General features: G+C 43.0%; 12 protein-coding genes. 6 read left to right on the forward strand and 6 right to left on the reverse strand.

What is annotated here, in order from left to right:
- Nucleotides 1-185: 185 nt before the first annotated feature.
- Both lolB and JMY05_RS12215 read right to left on the reverse strand, forming a co-directional pair.
- Nucleotides 186-818, reverse strand: a complete 633-nt coding sequence (lolB, locus tag JMY05_RS12210; RefSeq protein ID WP_045443283.1) for a lipoprotein insertase outer membrane protein LolB — start codon at nt 816-818, stop codon at nt 186-188.
- 156 nt (nt 819-974) lie between these two features.
- Nucleotides 975-2,924, reverse strand: a complete 1,950-nt coding sequence (locus JMY05_RS12215) for a tetratricopeptide repeat protein (RefSeq protein WP_201615224.1) — start codon at nt 2,922-2,924, stop codon at nt 975-977.
- Between the two features lie 551 nt (nt 2,925-3,475).
- Between JMY05_RS12215 and hemA the strand changes: the two genes are divergently transcribed.
- From hemA to JMY05_RS12235, 4 genes are all read left to right on the forward strand, one after another.
- Nucleotides 3,476-4,831 carry a glutamyl-tRNA reductase gene (gene hemA, locus JMY05_RS12220; protein WP_201615225.1) on the forward strand — a complete coding sequence of 452 codons (1,356 nt, stop codon included), beginning with the start codon at nt 3,476-3,478 and terminating at the stop codon, nt 4,829-4,831.
- 664 nt (nt 4,832-5,495) lie between these two features.
- A complete protein-coding gene (locus tag JMY05_RS12225; protein ID WP_109591092.1) occupies nt 5,496-6,629 on the forward strand; it encodes an aminotransferase class V-fold PLP-dependent enzyme in 1,134 nt (377 codons plus the stop codon).
- A gap of 160 nt (nt 6,630-6,789) precedes the next feature.
- Nucleotides 6,790-7,227 (forward strand): YeeE/YedE family protein, encoded by a 438-nt coding sequence (locus JMY05_RS12230; RefSeq protein WP_045443287.1) that lies wholly within the window; start codon nt 6,790-6,792, stop codon nt 7,225-7,227.
- 98 nt (nt 7,228-7,325) lie between these two features.
- The gene (locus JMY05_RS12235) at nt 7,326-7,745 is read left to right on the forward strand and encodes a DUF6691 family protein (RefSeq protein ID WP_045443289.1); all 420 of its coding nucleotides are present in this window, start codon (nt 7,326-7,328) and stop codon (nt 7,743-7,745) included.
- A gap of 127 nt (nt 7,746-7,872) precedes the next feature.
- On the opposite strand, the gene JMY05_RS12240 is transcribed toward JMY05_RS12235, so the two are convergent.
- The gene (locus JMY05_RS12240) at nt 7,873-9,537 is read right to left on the reverse strand and encodes an AMP-binding protein (RefSeq protein WP_201615226.1); all 1,665 of its coding nucleotides are present in this window, start codon (nt 9,535-9,537) and stop codon (nt 7,873-7,875) included.
- Nucleotides 9,538-9,970: 433 nt separating this feature from the next.
- Between JMY05_RS12240 and JMY05_RS12245 the strand changes: the two genes are divergently transcribed.
- Entirely contained in the window at nt 9,971-12,106 is a 2,136-nt protein-coding gene (locus JMY05_RS12245) for an NADPH-dependent 2,4-dienoyl-CoA reductase (protein ID WP_045443292.1), read from the forward strand.
- Nucleotides 12,107-12,243: 137 nt separating this feature from the next.
- Here JMY05_RS12245 and JMY05_RS12250 read toward each other — a convergent pair whose 3' ends face one another.
- Nucleotides 12,244-12,999, reverse strand: coding sequence for a lysozyme inhibitor LprI family protein (locus JMY05_RS12250; RefSeq protein ID WP_201615417.1), 756 nt, complete (start codon nt 12,997-12,999; stop codon nt 12,244-12,246).
- A gap of 149 nt (nt 13,000-13,148) precedes the next feature.
- Here JMY05_RS12250 and JMY05_RS12255 point away from each other — a divergent pair, with 149 nt between their 5' ends.
- Nucleotides 13,149-14,351, forward strand: a complete 1,203-nt coding sequence (locus JMY05_RS12255) for a serine hydrolase domain-containing protein (protein WP_045443295.1) — start codon at nt 13,149-13,151, stop codon at nt 14,349-14,351.
- Nucleotides 14,352-14,424: 73 nt separating this feature from the next.
- On the opposite strand, the gene JMY05_RS12260 is transcribed toward JMY05_RS12255, so the two are convergent.
- Complete coding sequence (locus JMY05_RS12260) at nt 14,425-15,327, reverse strand: tetratricopeptide repeat protein (protein WP_201615227.1); 903 nt, start codon at nt 15,325-15,327, stop codon at nt 14,425-14,427.
- 105 nt (nt 15,328-15,432) lie between these two features.
- Nucleotides 15,433-16,110, reverse strand: a complete 678-nt coding sequence (locus JMY05_RS12265) for a hypothetical protein (RefSeq protein WP_201615228.1) — start codon at nt 16,108-16,110, stop codon at nt 15,433-15,435.
- Between the last annotated feature and the right edge of the window lie 185 nt (nt 16,111-16,295).

Genomic DNA, 16,295 nt, shown 5'->3' on the forward strand with positions numbered 1-16,295 from the left:
GCCATAATGATCAGTCATAGACAGCTATTTTAATAAATATTGACGATTCGATAGTTATGGTCAAGTTCATATAAAGCCGCTACATCGTCAGCCGCGCTAACCACAATAATGTATAGCTTGCACTCGGCTTTCTTGTATCGGAATCATTTGAATTCAACTATATTTATTCATCATTCAATGACCTCTTAATGATTGATCGTCATTACTACCTTATTGCCTTGTGGCAGTACGGCACTGATTTTATTTGGTAACTTATCAGACCCTTTATAGGTAAAGCTTGCGCTCCATTCACCATTGACTGAGCTGATTAAACGATTTTGATCATCGAGCTGTGGTGCACTATCGGAAGGCGCTGGGCGACCAGATATCCAATAGGGCATTTGTGAAATAGGCGCTTGCCACCCTGTGGCCTTTTTGAGCAAAGTCTCAGGATCATCAGCAGTTAAGGTACCTGTTTTTTCGCTGACTAAAGTGGCGGTTTGACCATTATACTCGATGTTGGTTTTACCAATGCCGAGCGCGCCGATTAACTCAATGGCAAAGCGATCATTCTGCTGCCCCCATGCATAGAATGCACTACCACCTTGAGTGCCTGTGGTGTCATTGGCGGGCATCGTCACACCAATTTTGCCAGTGATATTAAAGTTCTCAAGCTTTTGCGGCTGTTCAGCGTTTTGACCTTGTAAAGTCGTGCTGGGTTGGTTAGTAGCGTTGGCTGTTTTTAGTGATTGACAACCAGACGTGATGACGAGCGCGGTTGTCACGGCAGCGAATAGCGCCAATTTATTAGGCTTATTAGCATGGACCAATACTGACATGATGTTTCCTCAAAGATAGACAAATTTACGAAATCATTGTTTCGAAAATAGATTAGCTTAATGGTTGTATGTTACTCAGTTATGCGTGGCTGTTAGTATCTTATGAGTGCCTTGTAATCATAGCACGCAACGATTTATCCACTATAAAATGGCGGGTCAGTAAAGCTGTATGCGGTCATTGATATTGTGTTGCCCAAATGAGAAGCGCTGCTGCAAGTCTGCGAGTAATGCCTCGACTTTTTCATTGTTACCTAAACCTTGATAAGCGCGCAGTAGCAAAGTACCAGAGCGCAAGGTAGGAAACACATCGTAAGGGGTTTGCAGGTAGTCGATGACTTGTTGATAGTTTTCATTGGCCAATGCATTACCAGCCAGCACATTCAGTGCTTGCAGGTGCAGATCATTGTCATAACGTGGGTCATCATAGCGAATTTGAATGATGGCGGTAGCCAATGCCAATCCTTGTTCAGAGCTGCGTTCATTGGCTAGCAATAGCTGCGCATAACTGAGCTGGTAGGAGAGGTTGGTTGGGTCAAGTGCTTGCAGATGATTGAGCAAGGTGCGCTTAACGATATAGTCGTCTTTGTCGTCAAGGAGCTGAGCGCGTGCGAACAAGAGCATCTCATTATCAGGATACTTGCGAGCAGCTTTGGTTAGTAGGCGCAGGGCTTCTTCGGACTCATTTTGCTGCCATAAAATATCGGCTTGTAGCACAAAGGTATCTGGCGCAAAGACGTTAAAGTCTTTACGCAGTTTTTCTAAAGTAGCAATCGCCGCATCTACATCGCCGTTAAGCAATTCAAAAGCCACTACTTTTCTACGAGCCTCTAATACCAAGTCTTCTTGCATGACACCGTTGAGATAGTATTTGGCTTGGTCAAAGCGCTGCTGACGCTCGGCACTGATACCAAGGTAATAATAAGCTTGATCGAGGTAAGCGGGGTTTTTTACGAGCATGTTGAGTAGCTCATCGGCACTGTTATATTCTTCGATGTCTAAGCTCACCAACGCAGCCAACAGAGTAATCTCGGCATCATCAGCAAAGCGACTATGGGCATCCAGCAATAATTGCCACGCTTCTTGGCTTTGCTTTAAGTCAAGCAAGTAGCGAATCTCATACAGATAGAGACTTTTACTATCGGGATTACGCAGGCGTGCTTGGCTCACATAATTGACGACGGTTTCAGCCGTGACGATTTTGCGCAGTATGTCTGCCTTTAGCGTAATAAAAGGTACATAGTCAGGCTGGCGTTCTAGCGCCCGATTGATATGGACAATGGCAATCTCAGGCTCGTTAAATTGGTAAAGCAACCCTGCTTTCAATACCGACAATGAGGCATTCTGCTCGCTATCTAGTGGTTGCAAAGCGGCAAGTAATTCACGTTTGTCTTCATCATTGTTTGGATAGATACCGATAAGGATTTCGCTTAAGTCCGCTCTAGGATCATAAAGCAAAATACGATTCAAGGTTTCGCCAGCTAACAGATAATCGTGTGCTCGCAGGGCCAAATGCGCCACATAAAACCAAGCAGGCACGTGATCCGGATTTTGGTCTTGCCATGACTTGGCAAATTGTAACGATTTCTCAACCCTTTCAGTGCGTAAAGAAAGGCTGAGTGCTCTTTCAAACACGGCAGTTGCATCATCTTTAAACGCTTGCTGCTTATAGATAGTAATCGCTCGTTGTCTATCACCGCGATCTGCTGCAAATTCTGCATCAAGCAGCGCATACAGGCTAGGCTCTTTGAGCTCAGGTTGCCATAAGGTAGTTGGCGCTAATCCATTAATATTGGCGACATTTTCTATTGGTTGTGCGTTGGCAGAAGTAGTTGCTGGTAGCGTTGAGCGGCTATTATCAATGCCGTCGCTACTGACTGCCTTGTCGTTCTTATCAGCAATGGATATGTTAGGTACATGGGCTTCGAGCGAGATATCAGGATGACTGGCATGAACGGAAGACGATCCTAAGCATAAGCAAAAGGCCAACGACAAGGTTAGCTTATAACGCTGGCACAGACGTTCGATAACCGCATACAATAGAGCACGCAGATTAGATTGGTCGTCATGCGCAAGTTGTGATCGAAATAATGACCCAAAAAAAATCATAGATAACCGTATTCGCCCATTGTTCATCTATATCGATAAGACAATTTTATTTTAATCATTTCAAGCTAACTATTGGTAACGAGTACCCATGCCTGACATTATAAAAGCAGACTGATGGGATAAACAATAGTGCCCGTGTTACTCCGTTATTAATAATAGCCGCTCTACCAAATCTTTGCGAACAAAGTAGGATTGGCTGATAACCTGTATCAACGGGGTCTTTCATTGGTTGTAAACCTTAGCTTAAATATTGTGAAAATATAACAAGTTAACGTCAAGTAAGCGAATGATTTCTATCCATTTCTATAAGCGCTCGTTAAAACATAGATATTGGTTTTAACAATCGTATCGGTAGTTGATTTGTTACTCATGTGCCCAGATACAAGCAAATAGCTATCATCGATAGCTGAGTGTTAATTAAAGCTGGCAATAATGATATAATAGGCGGCTTTTAGAGTCTTCCTTTCAGCGCTGTCGTCTACAACTGTCTTTTAACAATAATGAGATAGCGTGGGCTGGCAGGTGAGCGTCATGTTTATGGTCTATCAATAATGAGATTAGTGGTCATTGGGGTCAATCACAAAACTGCACCAGTCGCTCTAAGAGAGCGCTTGGCGCTTGTGGGTGACGATGTGAATATCGCTCTCAAACAATTAGAGGCCTTTACTGATGGCAGTGTGATTGTTTCTACTTGCAATCGTACTGAAATCTATGCGCTTGTGCCTCAGCTATCAGAGCCGCAAGATGTGCCCTCTATGTCTGCTAATGGCGCGGTCGGTGCTCAGACATCTTCGGCGGCCATTAGTGCTCATATCTTAAAAATTAAAGCGTGGCTTGCTGACTTTAAGCAGTTGTCACTGTTTGAGATTGATCCTTATCTTTATGTGCACCGTGATACTCATGCGCTGACCCATTGGCTTAGGGTCGCCGCAGGGCTTGACTCTATGATATTGGGTGAGCCGCAGATACTCGGTCAAATCAAGCGCTCAGTACAGCTCGCGCAAGAACAAAAAGCCCTGAGTAATCAGCTTGGTTGGATTATTGATCAAGTATTTGCTGCCGCCAAACGCGTACGTAACGAGACCCAAGTGGGTGCTCAAGCGGTATCGCTTAGCTATGCAGCCGCCAAATTGGTGACGCAAATATTTGATGATTTGCCCAGTCGCACATTGCTGGTGGTCGCGGCAGGTGAGATGAACCGTTTGGTTGCCACCCACATTGCTGGGCTTGGTGTAGGTCGCGTGATTATTTGCAACCGCAATCTCGAACGCGCTGAAGCGCTGGCAGTGGAGCTGCGCCGCGCAGGTCACTTGGTAGAAGTCAGACCTTTGCAAGAGTTACCACAAGTTTTAGCAGAAGCCGATATCGTTAGTAGCTGTAGCGGTAGTATGGATGTGTTGATCGATAAAACCATGACTTTGCGGGCGCTGAAACATCGTCGTTATCAGCCCATGTTGATGATTGACTTAGCCGTACCGCGCGATATTGACTCGACCATTAGTCGTATCGATGATGTTTATCTCTACTCTGTCGATGATTTACAACACGTGATCGCTGGAAATATTGAACAGCGGAGGCAAGCAGCAGTTGATGCAGAATTGCTCGTTAGCCAATTAGTCGTTGAGATGGATCGCAGCTTTCAAGTGCGCCAAGTCGGTAAAGACATTCAGCAGTATCGCGCGCATACGCAGGATCAAGTAGATAAACTCCTGCATGAATCCATTGCCAAGCTACAACAGGATAATGCCAGTCCTGAAGATATTATCATTGAGCTGTCACGCCGTTTGACGCAGACGCTAACCCACGCACCATCGAAGCTTATGCGCAAGGCTGCCCGTGAAGGGGATAGTGAGTTGCTAGACTTTGTGGTGTCTGGGCTGCAAGAGGCTCATCGCGGACGTCGATAGTCATTATTGACTGAGCAAAAAAACGTAAGCGGCGCAAACGTTATTATTGCGCAAACATATCGTTGTCAACCTGCATTATCAGTGCTAATATCAAGCTGTTATGAGTATATTAAGCGATGATAATCTTTTGTTATACGCGAGCGGTTATTCTTCAAAACCTTAGTGTATATGTTCTCGCTTGATGCCTATTCATCTCATCAGTTGTTAGTGACCATTATTAGCCTACCACCGCGTAGCCCCTATAGTGGCGCACCTGTTCTGTACGACTTTGTCTAAAATCAATAAAAACACGGCGTGCAAAACACAATCACCAACGGCAATAGCGCTAGGATAAAGTGCTATATCGTCAACCCTGCGTCATGCTCTCGACTATTACCCCATATTAATATTCAGTTAATACTACCCCTAGTAGTATCTAGCTGCTATGCAATCTAACGACTATGCTATTGGTCAGCAATGCTATTTGATAGCCAGATTATTTAACAAAAACGTTATTTCACACCCATGTTATCTAATAGAAGCATTATTTGGCTAAGTTGGCGAACAGTAGTTGTCTAGATTGGTTAGCGTTATTAAGGCAGGTTGGTTTAAGAGAGTATCTGGATTTTGCTATAGCCAATGCTTGAGAAAATTAAACTATCTAACTATAAACTAGGAGCTTCCTATGACTGCATTACGTCAAGATATTGATCCAAACGGCTTATTAGAATACTCAGTGGTCTATACTGACCGCGCCTTAAACCACATGTCAAAAGTCTTTCAGCAAGTGATGAATGACTTATCTAGCGACCTAAAATCCGTGTATAACGCCGAAGCAGTGGTCATTGTACCCGGTGCTGGCACTTATGGAATGGAAGCCGTTGCGCGCCAATTGGCCAATGATGAAGATTGCCTCATTATTCGTAACGGTTGGTTTAGCTATCGCTGGACACAAATTTTAGAAAAAGGCAAAATCGCCAAGTCGTCTACGGTATTGACGGCACATCGTGAAGAGGGTGAGTCACCAAAACCATTTGCCCCCGTTGATATCGATGAAGCCGTTGCTAAAATTAAAGCAGAGAAGCCAGCAGTGGTCTTTGCGCCGCACGTCGAAACCTCATCGGGTATTATTTTATCATCAGACTATATCAAAGCGATAAGCGCGGCTGTACATAGCGTTGGCGGCTTATTGGTCATTGATTGTATCGCTTCAGGTTGTGTGTGGTTGGACATGAAAGACTTGGGTATTGATGTTCTCATCAGCGCCCCGCAAAAAGGGTGGAGCAGTACTCCGTGTGCAGGCTTAGTCATGCTAAGCGCTGCGGCAATCGAAAAAGTAGACAATACAGAATCAGATAGCTTTAGCTTAGACTTAAAGCAGTGGTTAAATGTCATGCGCGCCTATGAAAATGGCGGTCACGCTTATCATGCCACCATGCCAACTGACAGCTTACGTCAATTCCGCGATACTATTTTAGAGTCAAAAGAGATTGGCTTTGATAAATTGCGTGACGCGCAGTGGCAATTGGGCAACCGTATTCGCGAAGTATTAGCCGCTAAAGGCATTGAAAGCGTTGCAGCAAAAGGTTTTGAAGCGCCAGGCGTTGTGGTTGCTTATACCGATCGCGATGATATGCATAAAGGCAGTGCGTTTGCCGAAACAGGCATGCAAATCGCTGCTGGTGTACCGTTAAAAGTTGGTGAGCCGGATAACTTTAAAACGTTCCGCTTAGGTTTATTTGGTCTGGATAAATTGACCGATGTAGACGGAGCGGTACAGCGTTTTGAAACTGCACTTGATGAAGTATTGGCGAAATAATATCTTTATCTCGTAAGATGTTTTTTAAGTAAAAAGAATACTGAGCCCTTGTAACGAAGGTTCAGTATTTTTTTTTTTATTTATATATTTTATAATATAATGTATTTATATAAAACGATATTCAAAACTGTTTTGATGAAAATTGGCTTAGGTAAATATTATGAGTATACAAATAGATTGGCAGGCCTTTACGCCAGTTTCCTTGGTAGGCGGTCTGATGCTAGGCGTTGCAACGGTCATCTTGCTATTAGGCATTGGTCGTATTGCGGGTATTAGTGGTATTTTCTCAAGTCTCTTAAAACCCAAGCGCGTCGAGATGTGGCAGGTGTTATTCATACTTGGTCTTGTTATCTCGCCATTACTTTATGGTCTGGTAAAACCGTTGCCCGATATAGAGATTAGTACCTCTTTGCCACTGCTTATTGGGGCAGGATTGCTGGTTGGTTTTGGGACACGTTTGGGTTCAGGTTGCACCAGTGGACATGGTATCTGCGGTAATGCGCGACTGTCGCCACGTTCGATGGCGGCGACGGTTACCTTTATGTTGTTTGGTATTGTGACCGTTTATATTGGTCGTCATGTCTTGGGTTTGATTTAAAAATCACATAGACAGTACGTTGCGAAGATAGCGGTGACTATTGTTTATATCGGATGGTTATAACCGCTTGGATTAACACATTAGGTGCGAGAAAAAACATGCTAAAAAATATAATTGGATTACTGGCAGGGTTATTATTTGGCTTTGGACTGCTGATATCAGGCATGACCGATCCTGTAAAAGTACAGGGCTTTTTGGACGTCTTTGGTGCATGGGATATTTCTCTGGCACTGGTGATGGGCGGCGGTCTAATGGTAGCAATAGTTGGCGTGCAGTTGGCTAAGCGTCAAAAGACCAGCTGGATTGGGTCATCAATTGAGATGCCAACCAAAACCACCATTAATAAAAAACTGCTAATCGGCGCCATGCTATTTGGTATCGGTTGGGGTTTGGTTGGTATTTGCCCAGGCCCCGGTATTGTGTTGCTTGGTACAGGACAGTGGCAGGCTTATGTCTTTATCCCAGCGATGATAGTCGGGATGTTGGTGTATCAGTGGCTAGAACCTAAGCTTAATTAACATTGGTTTGGTTTTTTTAGCGCAATAAAAGGGTCAGTCTAATTCAATTAGGCTGACCTTTTTTTATCAATGATGTTTCATTAATATTAACGATACTTCCGTATTATTAAGGCTTAATGATAAACACTTACTTAGCGCTAGCCGTAACTTTTGGCGTCTCATGTGCCAATGATTTAGCCGCTTGACGCAGCTCAAACTTCTGCACTTTACCGGTGCTGGTCTTTGGGATTTCAGCAAAGATAATATATTTGGGTACTTTAAAGCCCGCCAAATGCTGCTTGCAATGTTCCATCACATGGTCGCGCTGCAAGGTGCTACCTTCATGAATCTCGATAAAGGCGACGGGCACTTCGCCCCATTTATCGTGCGGCGCGGCGACGACAGCGCAGCTTTGGATTTCTGGCATTTTATATAAAACGTTTTCGACTTCGATACTAGAGATATTCTCACCACCTGAGATGATAATGTCTTTAAGCCTGTCCATGATTTTGATATAGCCGTCAGGGTATTTGACACCCAAATCACCAGTACGGAACCAACCATCAGCAAAGGCTTCCTCGGTGGCTTTACGGCTTTTTAGATAACCTTTCATCACCATGTTACCGCGTAGTGCTAGCTCACCCATTTCTTCGCCATCCGCGGCAACTGGCTCCGTAGTGCCTTGTTTAAACAGCTCAAAGCCAGTCATCAAATGTGACGTTACGCCCTGACGTGATTTCTTTTGTGCACGAGTAGCGACATCCAGTTCATCCCATTCTTGCTGCTCAGCGCAGACAGTGACCGGACCATAGACTTCGGTAAGACCGTAAACGTGAGAGATATGAAAGCCCATGGCTTCCATGGCGGCAAGCATGGTTTCAGACGGCGGCGCACCAGCGACCCAGCCCTTTACGTCATGATTAATGGCGTCTTTATATTCAGCTTTGCCGCCAGCAATCATATTGTGCACCACAGGCGCTGAGCAATAATGGCTGACTTTATGCTTGGCAATCAGTTGCAAAATCAAATCAGCATCAATCTTGCGCAAGCAGACGTTGACGCCCGCGCGCTCTGCAATCGTCCACGGGAAACACCAACCATTACAATGGAATAATGGCAGCGTCCATAGATACATCGGGTGCTTGGGCATATCCCAATCTAAAATATTGGAGACGGCATTGAGTGTCGCGCCGCGGTGGTGATAGACCACGCCTTTTGGCTTACCCGTCGTACCAGAGGTATAATTGAGCGCGATAGCATCCCATTCATCGAGTGGTTTTTCCCAGTTGTCCAAACTGTCTGAGCTGGCGATTAATGCTTCGTAGCTCATTTGTCCAAAATGTTCAATATCGAGCGCCGCATCGGTCGCATGAATGACGATTAGATTAGGAAAGGCTTCTTCGATAATTTCAGCATGTTCAGCAAACTCGCTGTCTAGAATCAACACTTTGGCTTCTGAGTGTTGCAGACAAAAGGTAAGGGCATTGATGTCGAGGCGGGTGTTCAGTGTACAAAGTACGCCACCTGACATCGGTACACCAAAAGCGCATTCGATCATCGCTGGGGTGTTTGGCATCATGACTGCAACTGTGTCGTTTTTATCGAGGCCTAATTTGCGTAGCCCATCCGCCAATTGACGACAGCGATCGTAAGTCTGCTGCCACGTTTGCGTGAGGTTATTGTGTTCTAAATCGTCATAAATAATGGCAGTTTTATCGGGATAGACCTGTGCGCTACGGATGATGAAGTCAATAGGGGTAAGCGGTTGATAGTTGGCAGCGTTTTTGCCAAGACCGGTGTGGAAGTCTGTCATGGGGATAGTCCTTTATCTTGCTGTTATAATTCGGTGAGTACGCTACAAACCTGCTATAAAGTTGGCTTCGCTATTTATCACTGTTTGATAAGTTATTAATATTTTTGCTGACCTTCCTTGTAGCAACTCGCCGATAGGTGACTCACGGTAAATATTTGTTCGTCCATTATAGACAATGCTCTGTGAAAAGCGAGTATGTTTTTAGCGCTTTCTTATATTGAATCACATGATCAATTAGCCTAATTCACATAGTGTTCACTCATCAGTCGCTTGTCTGCATAGCTGATGATAATAGCGGTGTGTTACGATACCAGTGATGTTAAACCCTATCGCTTAACTATTCCTAAAAGCCTTATTTTTAAAAATCTTAACTTTTAAAAAGCCCAGCCAGCTTTAACAAGCATTTCCACAAACCATTCATAAGGAAAATGATATGTCCGCCAGCCGCACTGCCAATACCATCGAAACTGCTAGCACCAATGAACACTACCCACATTTATTTGAGCCGCTAGATTTAGGCTTTACGACGCTTAAGAACCGTATGGTGATGGGCTCAATGCATACGGGGCTTGAAGACCGTTTTTATAACTACGGCAAACTAGCGGCGTATTTTGCAGAGCGTGCCAAAGGCGGCGTGGCGATGATGATTACGGGCGGTATTTCGCCCAATCGCGAAGGGTGGTTACTCCCTGCTGGTGGTACCATGAATACGCGCGCTGACGTAATTAATCATCAACGAGTGACCCGTGCGGCGCATAAATATGACAGCAAAATCATTATGCAAATCTTGCACAGTGGTCGTTATGGCTATCATCCTTTTGCCGTATCAGCGAGCCCGATTAAATCGCCAATCTCACCGTTTAAGCCGCGTAAGATGAGTATTAAAAATATCGAGCAGACGGTAAAAGACTATGCACGCTGTGCAAAACTGGCGAAGCAAGCGGGTTATGACGGTGTGGAAATCATGGGCTCAGAAGGTTATTTGCTCAATCAGTTTTTATCGCGTCATGTGAATCAACGTACCGACGAGTATGGCGGTGATATTCAAAATCGTATGAAGTTTGCCGTGGATGTAGTCAAAGCCGTTCGTGAAGCAACGGGTGAAGATTTTATTATCTTGTTCCGCTTATCAGTGATTGATTTGGTCAAAGACGGTAACGTGATGGATGAAGTTATCACCGTCGCCAAAGCATTAGAAGAAGCGGGTGTAACCATTATGAATACGGGTATCGGCTGGCATGAAGCGCGTGTACCGACGATTGTCACCAGCGTACCGCGTGCCGCGTTTGTTGATTTCACTGCTGAAATTAAAAAGCATATTAGCATTCCCATGATGGCGGCCAACCGTATCAATATGCCAGAAACGGCAGAAGAAATCGTGGCTAGTGGTCAGGCTGATATGATTCAAATGGCGCGTCCATTTTTAGCCGATGCCCATTGGGTGAATAAAGCTAAAAATGGCGAAGCGGATCGTATTAATACCTGTATTGCATGTAACCAAGCTTGTCTCGACCATACTTTTGAAAATAAACGCTCAACTTGTCTGGTCAATCCACAAGCGTGTTATGAGACGGAATTGGTTTATAAGAAAACTAAAAAACCTAAAAAAGTCGCCGTCATCGGTGGCGGTGTCGCTGGCATGTCAGCCGCTCATGTCGCCGCACTACGTGGTCATGACGTCACGTTATTTGAAGCAAAAGACATCTTAGGTGGACAGTTTAACTACGCCAAAGTTATCCCTGGTAAAGAAGAGTTCTTTGAAACCATCCGCTACTATATCAATGAGCTTGAGCATTTAGGCGTTGAGATTAAACTTAATACCAAAGTCGATAAAGCCATGCTTGAGAAAGCCAAATTCCACCATGTCATCGTCGCAACTGGTGTTGTCCCTAGAAGCCTAGCTGGCAAACTGGAAGGCGCGGATTTGCCACAAGTGATGAGCTATGCGGAATTACTCTCTGGTGAAAAATCCGTTGGTGACACGGTTGCCGTCATTGGTGCTGGCGGTATTGGCTTTGACGTCAGTGAATATCTGACCGCCAAACATGGTCAGCCGCTTGATGAGCTAGGTCCTGAACTTTTAAAAGACCCAAACTACCGTCCAAAAGCGCAGTCTATCGAAGAGTGGCGTGAAGAGTGGGGCGTGACTAATGATACTAACTATCAAACTGAGGGTGGACTGATTAAGCCTGAAGCTATCAAACCTATCCGCCAAGTGTACTTGATGCAGCGTACCAAAGGTCGCTTGGGTAGTGGTCTGAATAAAACCTCGGGCTGGGTACATCGTGCCCATGTCAAATCACACGGCGTCATCCAAGTATCAGGTGCTCAGTACGATAAGATCACCAATGAAGGCATTTGGATCACTAATAACCAAGGTCAAAGCCAGTTGCTACGTGTCGATAGCGTCGTGGTCTGTGCTGGTCAAGAATCAGTGGTTGAGCTGATGCCAAACGTCGGTGATGCACCAGACGCGCAATATCATCTAATCGGTGGTGCAAAACTTGCTGCTGAGTTGGATGCTAAGCGTGCCATAAGAGATGGTGCTGAGGTTGCGGCAGCGATTTAAGGTTTAGTTCAGAAGTAATTAGAGCGGCAAGATGGATTATCTTGCCGCTTTTTTTGGTTTGGTAGATTTAGTTTCTTGTAATAGATCTTCAGTTCAGCATAATATTGCTTCAGGCAATATTAAGACACTTGGCTCACTTACTGATGTTCTAATATAATACTGTCAAAATAGCCGCGCACTCCACAACGCCCTGAGCTAAATTGATAATCAACGTCTCTTAATAGTAACTGATTCTTACCTTTATAAGGTGCAGGATATAACCTTAGCCTAACTTCTTTATCTTGGCTATCATCATAAATTACCCAGTGATTTTGTGACCATGTTGCAATACTTTCTTCAATTCCACAGGTGTGTAAATTATTAAAAATCAGGATACTTTCAATCACAGAGATATGAGGTTTATTATCAACCTTATTAATCGATAAAGTATTCGTTGCATCTTGAAAAGTATTGTTGCGTTTGTCGTCTACGTTATATACTGAAATCTGGAAGTTTTTAGAGAATTCTCCAAACGCATTTTTATCAGGTAAATCAGAAGAATCTAAATCATCGTTCCAGTCAGAACCTGTCTTTTCTCCGATATGTTCTTCATACTCACGTATAAGGCATTTGGTATCTTTACAAGTATTCCGTTGAAAATTTAACCATAATTTCTGATCTATAATTGCATTATTTTTATATACTTCGCTGTCTTCGTCATTAGCTGCGTTATTGAGATCTTTTATATATTTTTTTGCCATCGCTTCATCAAGCTTGGATAGCTCAGGACTTTTACAAATAGTTTTTTCTACCCAAGTAGAAGCTTTATTACAATCAAAACTGGCTGAGTTTGCATAAGTGGATAAGAGGTAAATGCCTAAAGTACTGATTGTAGTTAAGGTTAATTTTTTCATATTATTCTCCATAAGCTTGAATATAGCAGTTACTTTATAATAAACATAAGTTTATTTTAACTTTCAGTAATTCATATCTATGCTACGCTAAACCTATCAGCGATACTCAATCGTACGCACCAATCACGCCATAAAAAAAGGATTTTATAATGGTAGTGTTAAAAACCCTGTTTAAATGGATATTTTTACCTATTTTAGCGTTATTAATTCTTATTAGTTTAGGTTTAGTGGTGACGGGCAATGCTTATATCTTTCGCGGTCTGCAGCTCACTTATCTTAAAGGTGAAAATACCGCTAATATCGATGATTATATCGATTTTGATAATCGGACTATTGCTGCCAAAGACCCTATCGCTTGGGAAGAAGATGCCAACTTTGAGCACGTTAGTCTGACGCCTACCTTACAAAATGCCTTAGATACCGATGAGACTGTCGCCTTTGCTATTATCAAGGACGGCAAGCTGGTGTACGAAAACTACTGGCAAGGCTACGGTAGCGACTCGCACACCAATAGCTTTTCGATGGCAAAAACCACCACAACTATGTTATATCTAAAAGCGGTAGAAGACGGTTATATCGGTAGTATCGATGAGCCGATTAGCAACTGGCTACCAGAATACGCTGAAAACAAGTATGCGCAAAACTGCACTCTCGCAGATTTATCAGCGATGACCTCGGGTTATGATTGGACCGAGGACTATTATTTTCCGATCAATCCGACTGCCGAATCCTATTATGGTCATGACTTGGTCAAGCAAATGGTCAATCGAGATTTTGTGCAAGAATGCGGCGGTCGGTTTGAATACTCCTCAGGCGATACGCAAATGCTTGGCATTGCATTATCACGGGCGCTCGCAGAGCATGGCTATACTATCTCTAGCTATTTAGAAGAGAAGTTTTGGCAACCACTTGGAATGCAAGGTGACGGCTATTGGTCACTTGATGGTTCAAAAAATATTGAGAAGGTTTATTGCTGTTTAAATGCCAGTGCATTGGACTTTGCAAAATTTGGGCAATTGCTATTGAATGGTGGCGAATGGCAAGGTGAGCAACTGCTTAGCAAAGCGCACGTTGATTTTATGATTACGCCCAATGCCGCAGCATTTGCAGAAGGGCAAGCGCAAGTTTACGGACATTCGGTGTGGACGGATATGGACAGTCCGATTCCATTTTACGCCATGCTTGGTCACTTAGGTCAGCGGGTATTGGTGCTGCCAGAAGAGAACGCGATTATCGTTAGGCTAGGTAAACAAAAAGGCTTACCCACTCCAGTAGAAGGTTTTCATTTAGAGCCAGATTTGGGTCAGTATGTGACTGAAGTGAAGACGATGTTGGATAGTTTGGCGGAGTGATGGAATTGTTAAACATTTCATAAATTAGTGGCTGTATGAGCTAAAAAAATACTGGCTCATACAGCCATCATTATCATTGGCTCATATCTTCAATATCACCTAATGTGAGACCAGTTTCTTGGGTGCTATAAATAACGATACCTGTATCATCGATTTTACCATTCATGACTAATCTACCGATTCGATTACTGGCTTCTTGATTGCCTTGGTCAGCGGCTTTTTTGTACCATTTAAAAGCTGTGTCATAGTCTTGAGGGACGCCATAGCCATTCTCGTAGAGACCACCAATATTAAGTTGTGCCACATCTAGTCCTTGGTCAGCCGCTTTGGTATACCACTCAAAAGCTTTGTCATAGTCTTGCGTCACACCATAACCGTATTCGTAAAAATTACCAATATTATTTTGAGCGTCAAAAGATCCATTGTTAGCTGCTAGTAGATACCACTGCATTGCTTTTTGATAATCTTGCTCAATACCAATACTCTCATGATACATAATTCCGAGATTGAATTGAGCATCAGTGTATCCTTGGTTAGCAGCTTGTTGAAACCATTCAAGTTTTTTTATCTCATCTTGTTCAACAGCAATACCTTCATGATACATAACTCCAAGATCGAATTGAGCATTAGCATATCCTTGGTTTGCAGCTTGCTTGATCCATTCAAATGCTTTTTGGTAATTTTGATCTACGCCCAGCCCTTCATAATACATAATACCTAGATAATGTCTAGCAGGTGCGTAGCCTTGATCGGCAGATTTTTGAAACAGTTCAAAAGCTTTGTTATCATCTTCAGGAACTGAGTTGCCTTCATAGTAGGCGAGGCCGAGTTCGTACATTTCATTAGGGGTACTTTGATCTGATAGTACTGGTATGTTTGATGATTCGGCTGAGCAAGCAGCAGCCATCAAGCCACTAGAGAATAACGTGGCCAGTAATAAAGACTGAATTAAAGGGGTGATTTTTCTTTGATGCATTAAAACCTCGTTAGAAAATGCTATTGAACAGGCTGATTCGGACTCACTTGCTCATAAGTTTTACCTTCTGCTACAGGTATACAATCGACCTCTTTTTGCGATTGGTCAATCAAGACATGGTTTTAAAATTGGAACATCGGCTGAATCACCTTCAAAATCAAGTTTCTCATTTAGACATTTAATTTTTTGGATTAATTGTTGCTCTTGTTCTTTATTTAGACTTTGTTCATTGTTGTAGTTTTTCTTAGGGTAGCGGTTGAAATCAAGTGCTAAACCATATTCTCTTCTAATAATATACTGCAAGTAATCTAACTGAAAATTTTTTCTTCTTATGTCTTCTGGTAAATCATTACTATCACAATCACATATAGTTTCAAAGTGATTTAAAATATGACTCATCTGTGCGTCACCAGCTTTCACTAGTACTTTAGGCGACGGATAATGAATAGAAGCCATACTATACCTATTCCATGCCGTACCATAGTTGTGCTGAGCAAACTCTATATCTCCCTTTTTTTCAAGATTGAGTAAAGATTGATAGTTCTTTTCTTTTTTAGCAGGGCTTATAGGGGTCTCCCATCTATCAGTAACATGACGTAAAATGGTTTTAGAATCTTCATATTCGTAAACTGTCGAATTTTCTGATGATGAAAGTTCGCTGTCTATTATGGACTTGTCATGGTCTTGAGAAACAATACGTGTCTGCTCATGATCAATATCATCGTTAGAGGTACATGATGCAATTATTATTAATACGCATAAAGTAAAGGCGACTCTTATCATTATATTTTCCTGATTATCAGCTTGCCTACGTATCTCGGATCAGTTTGACGATGACTTATCAAGTAATCAGATAGTGTAATACCATAATCAATATCAAACTTCTCTTGATTTATTAATACAAGTATCACCGTGATATAGCATATAGAATTCAACATGAGAATTATAATACTCAGCATATAAGTGTG

It is taken from the genome of Psychrobacter sp. JCM 18902 (genome assembly GCF_904846615.1).
Taxonomy (GTDB): domain Bacteria; phylum Pseudomonadota; class Gammaproteobacteria; order Pseudomonadales; family Moraxellaceae; genus Psychrobacter.

Excerpts from the sequence above, each read along its gene's own strand:
- lolB (WP_045443283.1), bottom strand. The coding sequence starts at position 818 with ATGTCAGTATTGGTCCATGCTAATAAGCCTAATAAATTGGCGCTATTC.
- JMY05_RS12215 (WP_201615224.1), bottom strand. The coding sequence starts at position 2,924 with ATGATTTTTTTTGGGTCATTATTTCGATCACAACTTGCGCATGACGAC.
- hemA (WP_201615225.1), top strand. The coding sequence starts at position 3,476 with ATGAGATTAGTGGTCATTGGGGTCAATCACAAAACTGCACCAGTCGCT.
- JMY05_RS12225 (WP_109591092.1), top strand. The coding sequence starts at position 5,496 with ATGACTGCATTACGTCAAGATATTGATCCAAACGGCTTATTAGAATAC.
- JMY05_RS12230 (WP_045443287.1), top strand. The coding sequence starts at position 6,790 with ATGAGTATACAAATAGATTGGCAGGCCTTTACGCCAGTTTCCTTGGTA.
- JMY05_RS12235 (WP_045443289.1), top strand. The coding sequence starts at position 7,326 with ATGCTAAAAAATATAATTGGATTACTGGCAGGGTTATTATTTGGCTTT.
- JMY05_RS12240 (WP_201615226.1), bottom strand. The coding sequence starts at position 9,537 with ATGACAGACTTCCACACCGGTCTTGGCAAAAACGCTGCCAACTATCAA.
- JMY05_RS12245 (WP_045443292.1), top strand. The coding sequence starts at position 9,971 with ATGTCCGCCAGCCGCACTGCCAATACCATCGAAACTGCTAGCACCAAT.
- JMY05_RS12250 (WP_201615417.1), bottom strand. The coding sequence starts at position 12,999 with ATGAAAAAATTAACCTTAACTACAATCAGTACTTTAGGCATTTACCTC.
- JMY05_RS12255 (WP_045443295.1), top strand. The coding sequence starts at position 13,149 with ATGGTAGTGTTAAAAACCCTGTTTAAATGGATATTTTTACCTATTTTA.
- JMY05_RS12260 (WP_201615227.1), bottom strand. The coding sequence starts at position 15,327 with ATGCATCAAAGAAAAATCACCCCTTTAATTCAGTCTTTATTACTGGCC.
- JMY05_RS12265 (WP_201615228.1), bottom strand. The coding sequence starts at position 16,110 with ATGATAAGAGTCGCCTTTACTTTATGCGTATTAATAATAATTGCATCA.